Origin of the sequence: Streptomyces sp. NPDC007983 (genome assembly GCF_042958345.1) — a bacterium.
In the GTDB taxonomy this organism is placed as follows: Bacteria; Actinomycetota; Actinomycetes; order Streptomycetales; family Streptomycetaceae; genus Streptomyces.
This window is the reverse complement of record NZ_JBIBJI010000005.1, coordinates 248,328-266,781: the sequence shown is the minus strand read 5'-3', so window position 1 is coordinate 266,781 and position 18,454 is coordinate 248,328. Positions and strand designations below refer to the sequence as shown.

Sequence of the window (18,454 nt, the reverse complement as noted above, 5' to 3'; positions counted from 1 at the left end):
GGCCCCGCCCGCCCCCCCCCCCCCGCCGGCCCGCGCGGGCGGCGGGCGGTCGCGGGGGCCGCCCCCCGGCGCCCCCGGGGGCGCCGGGCCCGCCCCCCCCCCCCCACGCCGGGCGGCCGCCGCGCCGCGTCCCGCTGCCGGGCTACCCCTTCGCCCGGGAGCGGTACTGGCTGGACGCCCCCGCAGACGAGCCGGATGCGGCGGCCGGCGGTGCGCTCCACCCGCTGCTGGACGCCAACGAGTCCACCCTCGCCGAGACCCGCTTCCGCACCACGCTGCACCTCGACGACCCGATGATGCGCGACCACGAAGTGGCCGGGCGGCGGCTGCTGGCCGGTACCGCCCTGCTGGAGATGGCCCGGGCCGCCGTGGAGCGGGCGGCGGGCCGGGCGCCCGGCCGCCTGCGCGACGTGGTGTGGGGACGACCGGTCGAGACCGTGGACGGCACGCTGCCGGTGTTCGTCGGACTGCGCACCGAGAACGCCGAGCGCGGCGCGGTGCCCGCAGACGTGGCGTTCGAGGTGTTCAGCGAGGCGGCCGAGACCGGCCGGGTCACCCATGTACGGGGGGTCGCGGGCACCGCCGGGGCCGCCCCGGCAGGGCCGCCGCTCGACCTTGAGGCGGTGCGGCATCGCTGCGCCGCACCGCGCGATGGAGCCGACGTCTACGCCGACTACCAGCGGGCCGGTTTCCACTACGGCCCGTCCTTCCAGGTCATGCGGGGGGTGTGGACCGGTACGGACGAGGTGCTGGTGGAGGCACGGCTGCCCGAGCCGCGGCAGGAAAACGCCGGCGCCTTCACTCTCCATCCCGCCCTGCTGGACGGCCTGCTGAGGTCCGTGCACTGGATGAACCGCGACACCGCCCCGGACGCCGGTGATCTGGTGGTGCCGTTCTCACTGGGAGAGATCGAGATCCTCACGCCGCGGCTTCCACCGGTCTGCTTCGCCCACGCGGTGCCGGCCCGTGGCACCGGCTCCCGGGCGTCGGCCGTCCAACGGTTCGACGTGGTCGTCACCGACGAGCGGGGCACCGAACTGGTCCGGGTCCGCGACTTCGCCGGGCGCGTGCTGACGGCCGCGGGCGCCGCGGCGGCCGCGGCGCCGGGCGAGGATGACGCCGACGGGCCGCTGTTCTACGCGTTCGGGTGGGAGCCGGCGGACCTGCCCGCCCCGGCCGAGGAGACGAGGCCCGACGCGGGGACCCTGCTGGTCTTCGCCGCCGAGCCGGAACCGGCCCGGCTGCTGGCCCGGTCCGGTCGGTGGGACCGCGTGGTGAGGGTGCTGGTCGGCGACCGCTACCACACCGACGGCCCCGGCGAGTACACCATCGACCCATCGGACCCCGGGCACTACCGGCGGCTGCTGGCCGAGGTCGCGGACCTCGCCGCGCGGCCCGGACTGGACATCGTCCATCTGTGGGACCTCGGCGGCGGGCAGCCGGCCTCCTCCGCCGTACCGGAGCCCGCACCCACGGAGCCCGAAGAGGAATGCGCCCGGCTGAACGCGGCGTTCGGCACCGGGCTGTTCGCGGCGCGGCATCTCCTGCGGGGCCTGCACGAGCGGGCCGCCGCGGGCGGCCACGAGAGCGTACGGCTGCTGTACGGGCACGCCGCGCCCGGCGGGCAGGCCCGCCCCGAACACGAGGCCCTCGCCGGCCTGATCCGAGGGGCCGCGACCGGCCTGCCGGGCCTGTGGTTCCGTGCGGTGCGGTACGACGGTGTCCCGCTCGAGTCGGGGCGGCTCGCGCGGACCCTGCTGGACGAGCTCCGCGTCCCGGCGGCCGTGGCCGCCCGGACGATGGAGGTCCGGACGATGGAGGTCCGCTACGACGGGTCCGGCCGGCGTCTGGAACGCCGGATCGACTACGCGTCACCGCCCGGCCCCGGTGCCGGACCGGCCGCCGCTCCGCTGAAGGAGCGCGGTGTCTACCTGGTGACCGGCGGGACCGGCGGCATCGGGCTGGCCTTCGCCCGTCATCTGGCCGGGCGTCACCGGGCACGGCTGGTGCTGCTGGCCCGTTCACCGCTGAGCGAGGCGGTCCGGGCGGAGGTGGGCCGGCTGACCGCACTGGGGGCCGAGGTGCTCCCGGTGCGAGGCGATGTCGCGGTGCCCGACGACGTACGCCGGGCGGTGGCCGAGGCAAAGGCGCGCTTCGGGCGGCTGGACGGCGTCTTCCATGCGGCGGGGGTGTACGACCCGACGCCGCTGGCCGACGCGGACCATGAGCGGTTCGAACGGGTGCTGGCCGCCAAGACGCACGGCACCGTCAACCTCGATCTGCTCACGCGTGACGAGCCGCTCGACCTCTTCGTGCTGTTCTCGTCGGTCTCCTCCGTCCTCGGCGACTTCGGCGCGGGCAGCTACGCCGCGGCCAACCGCTTCCTCGACGGCTACGCGGAGCGGCGCGGCCTGCTGGCCCGCGAAGGGCACCGGCCCGGGCGCACCCTCTCACTCGGCTGGCCGCTGTGGGCGATCGGCGGCGTGGACACCTCGCTCGGGGAAACCGGGCTGCGGCGTTTCCGGGAGACGACCGGAATGCGGCCGGTGAACGAGGCCGACGGCCTGGAGATGTTCGAACGCGCCTGGGCCCACGGCTCGCCGGCGCTCATTCCGGCCGTCGGCGACCGGGCCACGATCGACCGCGTGCTCGGGGTGCGGCAGGCCGACCGCATCTCCGCTTCCGCCCCCGCCCCTGCCCCTGCCCCTGACCCTGCCGAGACCCCGTCCCCGTCCCCGGTCCCGTCGGTGGACGGCGGTGCCGTGGCCGCGCGGCTGCGGACGCGGACGCTCGAACACCTCAGGGAGAGGATCGCGGAGGTGCTGAAGCTGCCCACGGCCCGGCTCGACAGCCACACCACGCTCGACACGTACGGGCTGGACTCCGTGATGGTGATGGAAGCCAACACCCTGCTGGGCAAGGACTTCCCCGGCCTGCCCGGCACCCTGTTCTTCGAGTACCGCACGGTGGAGGACCTGGCCGAGTACCTGGTCCGGGAACACTCCGACGCCGTGGCGCGACTGTTCGGCCGGGCCCTGACCCCATCGCAGGCCCAGGGCCAGGCCCGGACCGAGGCCCGGCAGGTGCCGTCGGCACTCCCCGCCGCCTCCGCCCCGCCCGCCGCGGCCGTGGCCCGCGCACTGCCGCCGCCCGCCGATGACGGCGGCGGTGACGGTGGCGAGGAGATCGCGATCATCGGGATCAGCGGACGCTACCCCGGCTCCCGCGACCTCGATCAGTTCTGGGAGAACCTGCGGCTCGGCCGGGACTGCGTCACCGAGGTGCCCACCGACCGGTGGGACGCGGGCGCGCTGTTCGATCCCGACCCGGCGGCCGCCGGCCGGAGCTACTGCCGGTGGGGCGGGTTCCTCGACGACGTGGACGCCTTCGACTCGCTGTTCTTCCGGATCTCCCCGATGCAGGCCAAGACCATGGACCCGCAGGAGCGGCTGTTCCTCGAGACGGCCTGGGGCGCGCTGGAGGACGCCGGGTACCCCCTCGGCGCCCTCCCGGGACCACGCTTCTCGGCCGATGGCCGGGACGTCGGCGTGTTCGTCGGAGTGATGTGGGGCGACTACGCGGTGCTCGCCGCGGAGGAGTCGTTCCGGGGCAACCATGTGACCGTCCCGGCCAACCGGTCTTCGATCGCCAACCACGTGTCGTACTTCGGGGATTTCCGCGGACCGAGCGTCGTGGTGGACACCGCCTGCTCCTCCTCGCTGGTCGCGCTGCACATGGCCTGCGAGAGCATCCGCCGCGGGGAGTGCGGCTACGCGATCGCGGGCGGCGTCAACATCGCCGTGCACCCCGACAAGTACGTCCACCTGAGCCGCAAGACGATGCTCGCCGAAGACGGCAGGTGCCGGTCCTTCGGCGCGGGCGGCAGCGGCTATGTGCCCGGCGAGGGCGTGGGCGCGGTGATGTTGAAGCGGCTGTCGCAGGCCGTGGCCGATGGTGACCGCGTCCACGCCGTGATCAAGGCCAGCGCGGTCAACCACGGCGGGCGGACAGGCGGACTGACCGTGCCCAACCCGCGCGCCCAGCAGGCCGTGATCGAGGAGGCCCTGGCCCGCGCCGGTGTCGATCCGCGCACCATCGGCTACGTCGAGGCCCACGGCACCGGCACCGAACTGGGTGACCCGATCGAGCACACCGGCCTGGAGCGGGCCTTCCGCTCCCGCACCGAGGACGTGGGCTTCTGCGCCCTCGGCTCGGTGAAGTCGGCGATCGGCCATCTGGAAGGAGCCGCGGGCATCGCCGGGGTCACCAAGGCGGTGCTGCAGCTGCGGCACGGCCAACTCGCCCCGTCGCTGCACGCGGAGCAGCTCAACCCCGTGATCGACTTCGAGCGGTCGCCGTTCCGGGTGCAGCGCGAACTCGCCGGATGGCCCCGGCTGCCGCTGCCCGACGGCGGCGTCCCGGCGGAGCAGCCGCGCCGGGCAGCCGTGAGCGCTTTCGGCGCGGGCGGCACCAACGCTCATGTGATCCTCGAGGAGTACATCGAGGGTCCGGACGACGACCACCGTGCGGAGCCCGAGCCGGGCCGGCCGGAGCTGCTGCTGCTGTCCGCCCGGTCCGAGGAGCGGCTGCGGGCCTACGCGGCGAACCTGGCCGCGCGCTTGCGCCGCGAGCTCGCCGCCGACCATCGCGCACCGGCCCGGGCCCTGACGCTCGCCGATATGGCGCATACGCTCCAGGCGGGCCGGGAGGCGATGCAGGAGCGGCTGGCCGTCACCGTGCACGGGCTGGACGAGGCCGCCGAGGTGCTGGAGGCGTTCGCCCGCGGCGAGGCAGGGGACCGGGTGACCCGGGGCGGCGCCAAGGACAACGCGGCCATCGGCGACCTGCTCACCGGGCTGCCGGAGGGCCGGGACCTGCTGCTGGCTCTGGCCGCCGCGGCCGACCACGACCGGCTGGGCCGGCTGTGGGCCTCCGGCCTGGCCTTGGACCCGGACGTCCTTCAGCAGGCGCGCCCCCGCCCGGCCCGGCGGGTGTCGCTTCCGACCTACCCCTTCGCGCCGGAGCGCCACTGGATCGAGCGCCGCCCCGCGGGTTCCGCTCCGGCCCCGGCCCCCGCTCCGGCCCCCGCTCCGGCCCCCGCTCCGGCCCCCGCTCCGGTCTCCGCTCCGGTCTCCGCTCCGGGCGAAGCCGATGGGCGGCCGCCGGTCACCCACCGGCGGGCCCTGGACCCGGCCGAGCCGGTGCTGCGCGACCACATCGTCGGCGGGCGCCGGGTGCTGCCCGGGGTCGCCCATCTGGACCTGGTGTTCTCCGCGCTCGGCGGCCCGACGGCCGGGCCCCGCGAGCTCCGTGAGGTGCGCTGGCTGTCGCCCGTCGCGGTGCACGGCGAGCCCGCCGTGGTGGTGCTGCGCACCGGGCACGACGGCTCCACGACGCGGTACGAGCTGTGCGGCGAGGACGACGGCCATCGCGGCGACAGCGCGGTGGGCGCCGTCCGCTACTCCGAGGGCACGGCGACCGCCGCCGGGCAACCGTCGGACGGTTCCGGCACCGTGGATGTCGAAGGTGTCCGGGCCCGCTGCCCGGCCACCCGGACCGGCGCCGACCTGTACGGGGAGCTGGCCGGCCGGGGTCTGCGGTACGGGCCGTACTTCCGGGCGGTCGAGCGGACATGGGTCGGTGACGGCGAAGTGCTGGGGCGGCTCCGGCTGCCCGCCGAGCACCGCGCCGAGACCGGTCACCACGCCCTGCACCCCGGTATGGCGGACGCCGCGCTGCACACCGTCGCGGCGATGCTCCGCCCCGACGACGGCCTGCTGCTGCCCTTCGCCGCCGAGCGGGTGGAGCTGTTGCGGCCGGTTCCGGCCGAGGGCTTCTCGCATGTGACGGCCCTCGGCGGACATCGATACGACGTGGCGCTGCTGGACTCCACCGGCCGGGTGTGCGTCCGCTTCCACGACCTCGCCTACCGCCGGATCCGGGAACCGGAACCGGGCCCCGCAGCGCGGCCGTCGGTGGGCATCGGCGCGCCGCACGACGGCCATGAGCAGTTCGGCTACCGGCCCCGCTGGGTGCCCGTCCCCGCCGGGGACGACCCGGAACCGGAAGCGGACACCCCCGCCGGGCAGACCACGTCCGTGCTGGTCGCGGCGCCGGAGTCGGCGCGAGTCCTGGCGCAGGCGCTCGGCCGGGCCCACCTCGGCCGGGGCGCCGATGTCGGCCACCTGTGGCTGGCGGAGGCCGGCGCGTCCCCGGAGGACATGGACCGCGAGCTGGCCGGCCGGCCACTGCCCGACCTGGTGTACTTCCTCGGCGGCGCCCGGCACGAACCCGCCGGCACCGCACCTTCCGTCGGCGGCGCACCCTTCGTGGGCGGTACGGCCGGGGACACGGCCGACGAAGCCCGCCGTGAGGTCCTGGCGCTGCACCGTCTGGTGCACGGCCTGCTGCGGCGCGGCGCGCTCACCGGTGGACCGCCCGGGCCCGGCCAGGGCACCGTACGGCCACGGACCACGCACCTGAAGGTGGTCACCGCCGACGTCTTCCCGCTCGGCGAGGACGACCGGTCCCGGCCCGGGGCGGCCGGCCTGTGGGGCTACTGCTCCGTGCTGGACAAGGAGTTCCCGCACCTGAGGGTCGGTTACGTGGACATCCGGGGCGAGGAGACCGCCGCCGCGGCCGCGACTGTGGCGGCCGAGCCGTTCTCCGCCAAGGCACGGGCGGTGTCCCTCCGCGGCGGGATGCGGTACACGCTGCGGCAGGAGCCCGTCGCGCTGCCGCCGGCCGAGGCCACCCCCTTCCGCGACAACGGCGTGTACCTCATCCTCGGCGGGCTGGGCATGGTCGGCTACGAAACGGCCCTGCACCTGGCGCGCACGCACCGGGCCAAGCTGGTGCTGGTCGGCCGCGCCGAGCCCGACACGCGCCGCCGGGAGCAGCTCGCCGGGATCGAGCGATGCGGCGGCGAGGTGCTGTACCTCGCCCGCGACGCGGCGGACCCGGCGGCCCTGAAGGACGCCGTCGCCCGCGCGAAGGACCGTTTCGGGGCACTGCACGGCGTCATCCACTCGGCGATGCTGCTGGGCGCCGCACCGATCCGGGAACTCGATGAGCCGTCCCTGGAGGCGGTCCTCGCCGCCAAGACCGACACGTCGTGGAACCTGGCCCGGGCGGTGTGGGACGAGCCGCTGGACTTCCTGCTCTTCTACTCCTCCGGTGTCGCCTTCGCCGGCAACGCCGGCCAGGCCGGATACGCCGCCGGGTGCGCCTTCGCCGACGCCCTGGCCCGGGATCTGGACCGCACCGCCCGCTTCCCCGTCCGCACGGTCAACTGGGGCTACTGGCACGCCGGTGGCGACCGGGAACGGGAGGAGATCCTGCGGCGGCTCGTCGCCGCGGGCATCCGGCCGATCGGGGCCCGCGAGGGCATGGAGACCGTGGAACGTTTCCTCGCCTCCGGCCTGCCGCAGATCCTGGCGACCCGGGCCTCCGACACGATCCTGGAGGCGCTGGGCGTCGACCCGGACGTAACGGTGCGGCCCCGGCCCGGAGGGACGAGGCCCCCGTCGCGGCCGCACCGGCCGGCCGCCGAGCCGATCCTGGTCAGCGCCGCCGACGAGGCACGGATCAGCGGGCAGCGGGCAGGCTCCCGGGCCCTGGAGCGGCTCGGCCGGCTGCGGTTGCTGGGCGTGTTCCAGCACGCCGGCGCCCTGCTCCGGGCCGGTGAGCGCCGTACGGCGACGGAACTGCGCGGCGCGCTCGGCGTGGTCTCCCGCCACCACCGGCTCTACGAGGTGCTGCTCGACGTGCTGGCGCTGGGCGGCCTGGTGCGACGTGAAGGCGACGAGGTGGTGGCCCTGCCCGCCGTCGAGGACGAGGAGACGCGCCGGGCCGTCGCCGCCCCCGAGGCTGCCCGCGCCGCGCTGCCGGCCGGGCAGCCGTGGACCGCGGGCGTGGCGGACCTGCTGCTGCGCTGCACCCGGGAGCTGCCCGGGGTGCTCCGCGGTACCACCTCGGCGACCGAGGTGCTGTTCCCCGACGGATCCCTGGACGCGGTGACCGCCGTGTACCAGGGCAACCCGCTCACCGACCGGCTGAGCGAGCACATGGGGGTGATCGTGTCGAGGTACGCGCGGGAGCGGCTCGCCACCGACCCCGATGCCCTGATCCGGGTGCTCGAAGTGGGCGCGGGCACCGGCAGCACGACCCGTGAGGTGCTGGCGGCGCTGGAGCCCTTCGCCGAGCGGATCCGGTACACGTACACGGACATCTCCGGCGGGTTCGTGCGGCACGGCCGCAAACAGTTCGCCGACGCCTACCCGTTCACGGAGTTCCGCGTCCTGGACGTCGAGAGCGATCTCGGTTCGCAGGGCTTCGAACCGGACGCCTACGACGTGGTGCTGGGAACCAACGTCTTCCACGCCACCCGGCACATGCACCGCACCATGGAACAGGTCAAGCTGTTGCTCCGGGCGAACGGGCTGCTGCTGGCCAACGAGGGCACGCGGGTGGACCACGCGATGACCCTCATCTTCGGCCTCACCGATGGCTGGTGGGCGTATCGGGATCCGGAGCTCCGGATCCCCGGCGCCCCGCTGCTGGACGAGCGGGCGTGGCGGGACGTGCTGTCCGGCTGCGGCTTCCGGGGGATCGCGTTCCACGGGCTGCCCCAGGACGGCGCGGCCGCCCAGAGCCTGATCGTGGCGGAGAGCGACGGCGTGGCCGTCCATGCGGCCACGGCCGACGAGCCCGCCGCCGCCTCCGGTGTGCCGGCCCTCGACGGCGCCGGCGCCGAGGCCGCCTCGGCCGCCCCTTCCGTGGCGTCCGTGGCGTCCGTGGCGTCCGGGACGTCCGGGGCGGACACCGCCGCGCGGCCGGCCGCGGACCGGTACGCCGCCGCCGAGGACTTCGTACGCGAGGTCTTCGCCGAGGTGCTGGAGATGTCCCCGGAGCAGTTCGACGTGGAGGCGACCTTCGAGGACTACGGCGTCGACTCGCTGGTCGCGCTCCAGATCAACAAGGCGCTGGAAAAACATGTGGGCCGGGTCCCGGCGACGCTGCTCTTCGAGCAGATCACCATGGCCCAGCTCGCCCGCTGGCTGCTCACCGAGCACCCGGACGCCCTGGCCCGTGCCCTGCACGGCGCCGCGCCGGGGACGACGGACGGCGCGCCACGGGCGGCGGCGCCCGGCACCGGGCCGGAACAACCGGTGCCCGCGGTGCCGGTGCGCTCCGAGCATCCACCGCCGCCGCTCACGGGGGAGCTGGAACGGATGGTCGGCGCGCTCTCCGACGCGGAGGTGGACGACCTGCTGAGGCTGCTGGACACGCCCGGTGACGGGGCGGCGGGAGACCGGACGGTGACGGAATGACGACGAGTGGGGCCGGGGCGGAACAGCCCGGTACGGCGAGTGCCGCGGCGCGGCCGGCGACAGGCAGGGGTTCGGACATGGACGACAAGCGCAAGGCACTGCTGCGGCTGCTGCGGGGTGCGCAGGCGAGGCCGGAGACCGTGGAGGGCATCGCCGTCATCGGCCTGGCCGGCCGGTACCCGCGGGCCGGGACTCCGGACGAGCTGTGGGCGCGGGTACGCGACGGCGAGAACTGCGTCCAGGAGTTCCCGCCGGTACGGGGGCCGCGGGAAGCGCGGGCGCCGCGCCCCGGCGGCGGCCCGCCGGACGGCCGCCGCTGGTGGGCCGGGCTGATCGACGACGCCGACGCCTTCGACCCGCTGTTCTTCGGCATCGCCCCCGTCGAGGCCGACGGCATCGATCCGCAGGAGCGGATCTTCCTGGAGACCGTCTGGGCGGCCCTTGAGGACGCCGGCTACCCGCCGCGCCGCCTGGCTCGGGAGAACAACCCGGTGGGCGTGTTCGCCGGGGTGATGAACAGCGACTACGAGTGGATGGGCGGGGAGGCCGCGGCCCTCGGTGCGGCCAACACGGCCCGCTCGAACCACTGGTCCCTGGCCAACCGGGTCTCGTACACGCTGGACTTCCGCGGCCCCAGCCTCACCGTCAACACGGCGTGCTCAGCCTCACTCACCGCCCTTCACCTGGCCTGCGAGAGCCTGCGCGCGGGGGAGTGCTCGGCGGCGGTCGCCGGCGGCGTGAACCTGATCCTGCACGAGTCGCACCTGCGCACCCTGTCCGACAACGGCATGACCTCGCCGGGGAACTGCTGCCGCAGCTTCGGCAAGGGCGCCGACGGATTCGTGGACGGCGAGGGCGTCGGCGCGGTGCTGCTGAAGCCGCTGCGGCAGGCGGTCGCCGACGGCGACCGGATCTACGGCGTCATCCGGGCGTCCGCCGTCAACTCCGGCGGGAAGACCGGGGGATACACGGTTCCCAGCCCCCGGGCGCAGACCGAGGTGATCACGGCGAGTCTGCGCCGGGCCGGAATCGACCCGCGCACCATCGGCTGCGTCGAGGCACACGGCACCGGTACGCCGCTGGGCGACCCGATCGAGATCTCCGGCCTGGCCGAGGCGTTCCGCGAGCGGATCGACGACGGCCTGGCCCAGGGCGTGGAGCGCTGCGCGGTCGGCTCGCTGAAGTCCAACATCGGTCACCTGGAGTCCGCGGCCGGCATCGCGGGCCTGACGAAGATGCTGATGCAGTTCCGGTACGGGACCATCGCGCCGTCGCTGCACTCCGCCGAACTGAACCCGGACATCGACCTCACCGGCACCTCGTTCTTCGTCCCGCAGAAGCCGGTTTCCTGGCCGCGGCCGGTCGTGGCCCGCGAAGACGGGCAGCGCGTGGAGCTGCCGCGCCGGGGCGGCATCAGCTCCTTCGGCGGCGGAGGGGCCAACGTCCACCTGATCGTGGAGGAGTACCGGGCGGACGCCGGGGCGCCGCGGCCGGCGGCCCCGGTGGCGGCCGGCCCGCAGCTGGTGGTGGTGTCGGCGCGCGACGAGGAACGGCTGCGCGCGTCGGCCGCCCGGCTCGCGGCCTTCCTGGAGGAGCCCGCCGCGGCCGGGCACCGCCCGACCCCCGACGCCGGGCAGGTCGCGGACGCGGAGGCCGAGTGCCTGCGGCTGGTCGCCGAGGTGCTTCAGGTCCACACCGACGACCTCGACCCGGCCACGCCGTTCGGCGAATACGGCATCGGCGCGGCGGAACTGATGGTCCTCGCCGGGAAACTCGACGCCGCGTTCGGCGAGCGGCCCGGCAAAACGCCCCTCACCGAAAGCACCACCGTCCAAGCGGTCGCCCGGCTGCTGGCCGGGCCCGCGGCGGATGCGGTGGGGGCGGGCGCGGCGGACGGGCCGGAGCCGGTCTCGCTCGCCGATCTCGCCCACACTCTGCAGACCGGGCGTCAGGCGATGGAGGCGAGGCTCGCGTTCCCCGCGGCCGATCTGGCCGAGGCCCGCGACCGCTTGCGCGCGTTCGCCTCGGGGGGCCCGGCCGCCGGGGTCGTCACGGGCACGGTCACGGCCCGCCGGGCCTCCGGCGAGGACGGGGACCGACTGGCGCGGGCCCTTGACGAGGGCGATCTGCACACGGTGGCCGAGTGCTGGGCACGGGGCGCCGAGGTGGAGTGGGGCCGGCTGCGTCCCGAGGGAACCGTGCGCCGCGTGGGCCTGCCCACCTACCCCTTCGCCCGCAAACGGTACTGGCTGCCGTCGCCGCCCCACCCCGCCGCCGGGGCGGAGCCCGTGGCGAACGCGGCCGCGGAACCGTCCGCCATGGGCTGCTACCGCCCGGCCTGGGTGCCCGAGCAGCGGCCCGCGTCCGATTCCGGCGCGGGCGGCACGGGCGCCTCCCGGGTGCTGATTCTGAGCTCGGACGACGCCGGCCGGCTGGCGGAGGGCATCGCCCGGCACCACCGCGGCGACGACACCCGGATCATCGACCTCGACCACGACGACCTGGTCCGCGCGCTGGCCGAGGCCGGTCCGGTGGACCGCGTCTACCACCTCGGCGGCATCCGCCCGCACGTCCCGGGCGAGGAAGGGGAGCCCGGCGAACTCCACGACAGCCGCAGGCGTGGGGTGCTGGCCCTGTTCCAGGTGGTCAGGTACCTGGCCGACGACGGGCGCCGGGTGCATCTGAAGATCGTCACGAGCGATGCCGCGGCGGCCTTCGGCGATCCCGTCACCAATCCTTTCGCCGCCGGGCTGCACGGGCTGGCCCGGGTCCTGCCCAAGGAGCGCCCGGAGATCAAGGCGGTATGCCTCGACTTCTCCCGGCAGGAGGTGGCCGAGGACGAGGCCGCCTGGGACGGCCTGCTGGCCGCCGTACTGGCCGAGCCCTGCGACTCCACCGGCCGTACGGTGCTGTTGCGGCACACCGTGCGCTACGCGCCCGCGCTCCAGCCGGTCGCCCTCCCCGAGCCGCAGCAGCCGCCGTACCGGGAACACGGCGTGTACGTGATCGTCGGTGGCACCGGCGGCATCGGACGGGAGCTGACCCTCCATCTGGCCGAGCGCTACCGGGCCAGGGTGGTGTGGATCAGCCGCGGCCCGCTCGGCGACGAGCAGCGCGCCTGCGCCGACCGGGCCCGCGGCTTCGGCGGCGAGGTGCTGCACCTGCGCGCGGACTGCCGCGACGTCGCGGACCTGCGGCGGGCCGCCGCGGAAGTGAAGACACGCTTCGGCGCGATCCACGGGGTCGTCCACGCGGCCATGACCTTCGACCCCGGTCCACTGGCCGCGCTCGACGAGGAGGCGTTCGGCGCCGCACTCGCGGTGAAGGCCGACGGCAGTGTGGCGATCGACCAGGTCTTCGGCGCCGAACCGCTCGACTTCCTGGTGTTCTTCTCCTCCGTGGGCGCCCTCGCGGGGACCGCGGGCAACGGCACGTACAGCTGCGCGGCCGCTCTCCAGGACGCCTTCGCGCTGCACCTCGGCCACCGGCGCCGCTACCCGGTCCGGGTCATCGACTGGGGGTACTGGGGCCAGGTCGGCTCCGGTGCCCGGCCCGGCCTGCGGGAGATCTTCGAGAGCCTCGGCATCGGCGAACTCTCCGTCGCCGACGGGCTGTCCGCCGTCAGCCGGGTGCTGGGCAACCGGCTGCCGCAGATCATGCCGATCAGCGCCGACGGCGTCGCCCTGGCCGCCCTGGGCGCCGCCTCCGCGCCGCCCGCCGAGCCGGTTCCCGGCGACGGCGCGCCGACCCTGCGGGCGGCCTCCCGCGCACTGCTGCGGCCGCGCACCGGGGACGCCCCGGGCGCCGGCAGCGTGATCACCGGCCTTCAGCGGCTCTCCGAGATCTGCCGCCCCGCGGTGCTCGGCGTGTTCCAGCAGATGGGCGCTCTGCTGAGCCCGGGCGACAGCCACGACCGGCAGGAGCTGGCCGAGCGGCTGGGCATCGTGCCCGCCTACCGGCGGCTGTGCGAGGCGCTGCTGAACCTCCTGCGAGACGCCGGGTACGTGGCGTTCGACGGCGGGCGGGTGCGCCTGCTGCCCGGCGCCGCCCCGTCGCGGCCGTACGAGCCGGAGGCGATGGAGCCGGAGTTCGACCGGATCGCCGCGGACCATCCCGATCTGGCCTCGACAGTGACCTTGACCCGGCTGTTCCTGCTCTCCTACCCGCGGATCCTGCGCGGCGAGACACGCGCCACCGAGATCATGTTCCCCGACTCCTCACTGGCGCTGGTGGAGGACTTCTACAAGGCCAACCCGCTGACCGACTCCTTCAACGAGCTGGTCCGCGACGCCGTGGACGCCTACCTGGAGCACCGCATCGGGCAGCTTGCTCCCGGTGAGCGGCTGCGCATCGTCGAGCTGGGAGCCGGCACCGGGGCCACCACGGAGACGGTGCTGCCGGCGCTGGCGCCGTACACCGACCTGGTCTCCTACTGGTTCACCGACATCTCCCCGATGTTCCTGGAACACGCCGAGGCCCGCTTCCGCGCCGCGTACGGCGCCCCGGACTTCCTCCACTACCGCGTTCTGGACCTGGAACGCGGGCTGGAGGAGCAGGGCTTCGCCCCCGGCACGTACGACATGGTGCTCGCCACCAACGTCGTGCACGCCACCCGCGACCTGCGCGCCACCCTGGGCAAGGCCAAGGACCTGCTGCGGCCGAACGGCTGGCTGGTGCTCAACGAGCTCACCGAGGTGCGGGACGCCACCACGGTCGTGGGCGGGCTGCTGGACGGATGGTGGCTCTTCGACGACGGGGACCTGCGCCTGCCGGACTCCCCGCTGGCCGCCCCGGCGACCTGGCGGCGGCTGCTGCGGGAAGCGGGCTTCGGCGATGTGACGGTGACCGGCGGCACCGGCCCGGACGGCCGCCCGCGCGGTCAGCACGTGATCGTCGGAGAGGGCGACGGGCTGCGGCCCGCCACGCACGGCGGCACCGCGCACGCCCCCGCCGTGCCGCAGGGCGGGGACGTCGACGCCACCCCGGCGCGAACCGGTCACGCGGAGGAGGCCCCGGCGGGGCCGGCGCCCTCCGAGGATCTGCGGCACCGGCTCGGGGTCATCGTGGCGCGGTGCCTGAAACTCGACGAGGAACCGGACCCCGACCGGCAGCTCGCGTCCTACGGATTCGACTCGCTCACCGGCATGAAGATCGTCTCAGGGATCGCCGACGAGTTCGGCGTGACGGTGCCGCTCGGCGACTTCTACGATCACCCGACGCTGCGCGAACTGGCGCAGCACTACGCTGACATCGGCACCCTCGGATCCCGGCCGCAGGCCCGGATTCCCGCGCCCGCGTCCGCCCCGGTCTCCGATCCCGCGCCCGCCGCGCCCGTCGCCCCCCTCGCGTCCGCCGCCGCCCCCGTCCCGGCCGGGTCGCCCGTCGTCTGCACCCCGGTGACCGTCTCCGGCGAACCGTCGGCCGACCATCCGCTGTCGGAGGGCCAGCGCGCGCTGTGGGTCATCGAGCGCATGACCCCGGGGACGTACGCCTACAACCTGCCGCTCGCCTTCCGGCTCGACCCGGAAGTCAACGTCGGCGCGCTGCGCGTGGCCCTGCAGAGCATCGTGGACCGGCACGACAGCTTGCGCTCCACGATCCGCACCACCGACGACGGCCCGGTACGCACCGTGGCCGCCTGGCAGGAGCTGCACTTCCAGCAGCGCCACCTGGCCGTCGCGGACGAGGAGGCGGTCCGCGACCGGGTCCGGGAGGAGGCCCGGCGCCCCTTCGACCTGGAGCGCGGCCCGCTGCTGCGGGTCACGCTGTTCACCCGGGGCGACGGCGGGCAGGTGCTGCTCCTCGCCTTCCACCACATCATCTTCGACGGGGTGTCCATCGCCGCTTTCCTGCGCGAGCTGACCGCCGGCTACCGGGACGCCAGTGCCGGGCGCCTGCCCACCGGGCCGGCGCCCACGGCGACCTTCGCCGACTTCACGGCCTGGCAGCAGGACATGCTCGCCGGACCCGAGGGCGAGCGGCTGCGCGGCTACTGGCTGCGGCGCCTGCGGGCCGGCATCGAGCCGCCGGCACTGCCGTACGACCGGCCGCGGCCTGAGCTGCCGGGTCACCGCGGCGCCGCCGTCGAGGGCCACATGGACGCCGAACTGGCGGGTTCGGCACGGGAGTTCGCCGCCGAGCGGCGCACCTCGCTGTTCGCGGTGGTGCTGTCCGCGTACATCGCCCTGCTGCACCGCTACACCCAGCAGCCCGGCATCAGGATCGGCACGCCGGCGGCCGGCCGGCCCTCCACCCGGTTCGACGACACGCTCGGCTACTTCATGAACATGGTCGTCCTGCAGACGGACCTCGATCCGGACCAGGACTTCGGTGCCCTGACCGGTCAGGTGCACCGCACCGTGCTGGAGGCGCTCGAGCACGCTCACTTCCCGCTGATCACCCTGACCGAGGCGATGCGTCAGGCGGGCCGCACCGACACCGCGGAACTCTTCCGGGTGGCCTTCTACTTCCAGAACTGGGTGGAATCCGGCAGCCGGGAGCCGGTGCGCGGGGTGTTCGAAGGGGTTCACCAGGAGGGTGAGTTCGATCTGACCCTGGAGGTCGTCGAAGGCGCGGACGGCTGCACGTTCACCCTGAAGTACGACCCCGACCTCTTCGACGAGGGCACCGTACGCGGGCTCGGCGACCACTTCCTGGAGCTGCTGCGGTCGGCCCTGCGGGAACCGGCCCGGCCGCTCGGCGAGCTGCCGCTGCTCACCGGCGAGGAGCGGCGGCGGCTGGAGGCGCAGTGGCAGCGCGACCGGCGGGAATACCCGCGCGGGGCGACCCTGACCGACCTGGTCGGGGAACAGGCCGCCCGGCGTCCGGAAGCGATCGCCGTCACCTCCGGCGACGAGTCGCTGAGCTACGGCGAACTGATCGAGCGCGTGCACCGGGTCGCCGGGCACCTGCGGGGACTCGGCGTCGCGCCCGGCCGGGCCGTCGGCGTCCTCGTGGAGCGGTCACTGCTGCCCGAAGCCCTTCTCGCCGTGCTGGAGGCGGGCGGCGCCTACGTGCCGCTGGACCCGGCCTTCCCCGTCGACCGGCTCACCTACATGGCCGAGGACGCGGGGCTGCACCTCATCGTCACCACGTCCGCGGCGGAGGCCGCACTCGGCGGCATCGACGTCCCGAGGGTGAGGCTGGACCAGTTCGCCGAGGCAGCCGGGGCCGCCCCCCGGAACGCCGGGCCCGTCCGGCAGGCGGGGCCGGAGGACACCGCGTACATCATCTACACCTCGGGATCCACCGGCCGTCCGAAGGGCGTGGCCGTCCAGCACCGCGCTCTGGTCAACTTCCTGTCCTCGATGCGGGAAGCGCCCGGCTTCGGCCCGGACGACACGCTGCTGGCCCTGACGACCGTCTGCTTCGACATCGCCGCCCTCGAGCTGTATCTGCCGCTGGTGGCGGGAGGCCGGGTCGAGATCGCCCCCGCCGAGGTCGCCAAGGACGGGCTGAAGCTGCGCCGTCATCTGGAGGCGTGCGGCGCCACCGTCGTCCAGGCCACCCCCAGCACGTGGAAGATGCTGCTGGCCGCGGGCTGGCAGGGCGATCAGACCCTGACCGCGTTGTGCGGGGGCGAGGCCCTCGACCAGGACACCGCGGACGTCCTGGCCTCCCGCACCGGCGCGGCGTGGAACCTCTACGGGCCGACCGAGACGACGATCTGGTCGGCCGTCAGCCGGCTGCGCACCGGGGAGCGGGTGACCCTCGGCCGGGCCGTCGCCAACACCCAACTGCTCGTACTCGACGAGCGCGGCCGGCTGGTACCGCCGGGCGTTCCGGGAGAACTGCACATCGGGGGCGAGGGCCTGGCGAGCGGCTACGTGGGGCGCCCGGAGCTGACCGCCGAGCGGTTCGTGCCCAACCCGTTCGACACCGTGCCGTCGCCGCGTCTGTACCGCACCGGTGACCTCGTGCGGGCGCTGCCCGACGGCAGCCTGGAGTATCTGGGGCGCACCGACGCCCAGGTGAAGGTCCGCGGCTACCGGGTCGAAACCGGTGAGGTCGAGGCCGCGATGCGCCGGCTGGCCGGGGTGGCCGAGGCCGTGGTGGTGCCCGCCGCCTCGGCCGGGGGCTCCGGCCTGACGCTGCGCGGCTTCTACACGGAGCGGACCGGGCCGGACGCCGCAGCGGTCGACCCCGCGCCGCTGCGCACCTGGCTGCCGGAGTACATGGTTCCCGACGTCCTGGTGCCGCTGAAGGAGTTCCCCCGGACGCTGAACGAGAAGACCGACCGCAAGCGGCTCGGTTCCGCGCCGCTCGACGAGCTGCGGGCGGTCTTCGGGGACGCGCGGCAGGACCCGGAAGTGCCCCGGCCGCGCCGGCCGGCGGCGGACGCCACGACCGAGGACGACACCGCCGCCCGGGTGGCGGACGAGCTGGCAGGCTTGGTGGCCGAGGTCGCCCAGGTGGCGGCGGACCGGGTCCCCCGGCACCGGCCGCTCGGCGAACTCGGCCTGAACTCGGTCGGCTTCACCGCGCTGAGCACCCGGATCGACAACGTCTTCGGCATCGAGGTCTACCCGACCGCCTTCTACCAGCACCCCACCCTCTCCGCCATGGCGCGGCACCTGCTGCACTCCCACCCGGCGCTGCGGGCCCGCTACGGGGGGCACTCCGCCCGGACCACGCCCGCCCTGCCCCCCGCGGCGGTGAGCGTCCAGGCCGCCTCCGCCGGGGTCACGCGGCCCGAGGCCACGTCCGGCACCGCCGGTCACCCGGCCGGCGACAGCGGGGTGGCCGTCATCGGCATGGCCGGCCGGCTCCCGCAGTCGCCGGACCTGGACACCTTCTGGCGGCATCTGGCCGGCGGGCACGACCTGATCGAGGAGATCCCGGCCGACCGGTGGGACTGGCGGGACCTGGCCGGTGATCCGCGCGAGGGCGAGCACTCCCGTTCGCGCTGGGGAGGGTTCGTACCGGACGTGGACCGATTCGACGCCGCGTTCTTCGGCATCTCCCCGCGCGAGGCGGAGCTGATGGACCCGCAGCAGCGCCTGGTGCTGGAAGCGGTCTGGACGGCGCTGGAGGACGCCGGTCTGCGGCCGTCCGAACTGGCCGGCCGCCGAGTGGGGGTCTTCCTCGGCGTCACCAACTCGGACTACCTGGAGGTGCAGCGC

2 protein-coding genes (1 of these 2 running past the window's edge) are annotated in these 18,454 nt (G+C 75.0%); both read left to right on the top strand.

Going from position 1 to position 18,454, the window contains the following annotated elements; all coding sequences use genetic code 11:
- Window positions 1-134 precede the first annotated feature (134 nt).
- Window positions 135-9,332, top strand: a complete 9,198-nt coding sequence (locus ACFZCY_RS18085; protein ID WP_391174422.1) for an SDR family NAD(P)-dependent oxidoreductase — start codon at window positions 135-137, stop codon at window positions 9,330-9,332.
- Window positions 9,333-9,409: 77 nt separating this feature from the next.
- Window positions 9,410-18,454: the start of an amino acid adenylation domain-containing protein gene (locus ACFZCY_RS18080; protein WP_391174248.1), read on the top strand. It continues 12,795 nt past the right edge of the window; the window shows 9,045 of its 21,840 coding nt (coding positions 1-9,045); the start codon lies at window positions 9,410-9,412; the stop codon falls past the right edge of the window.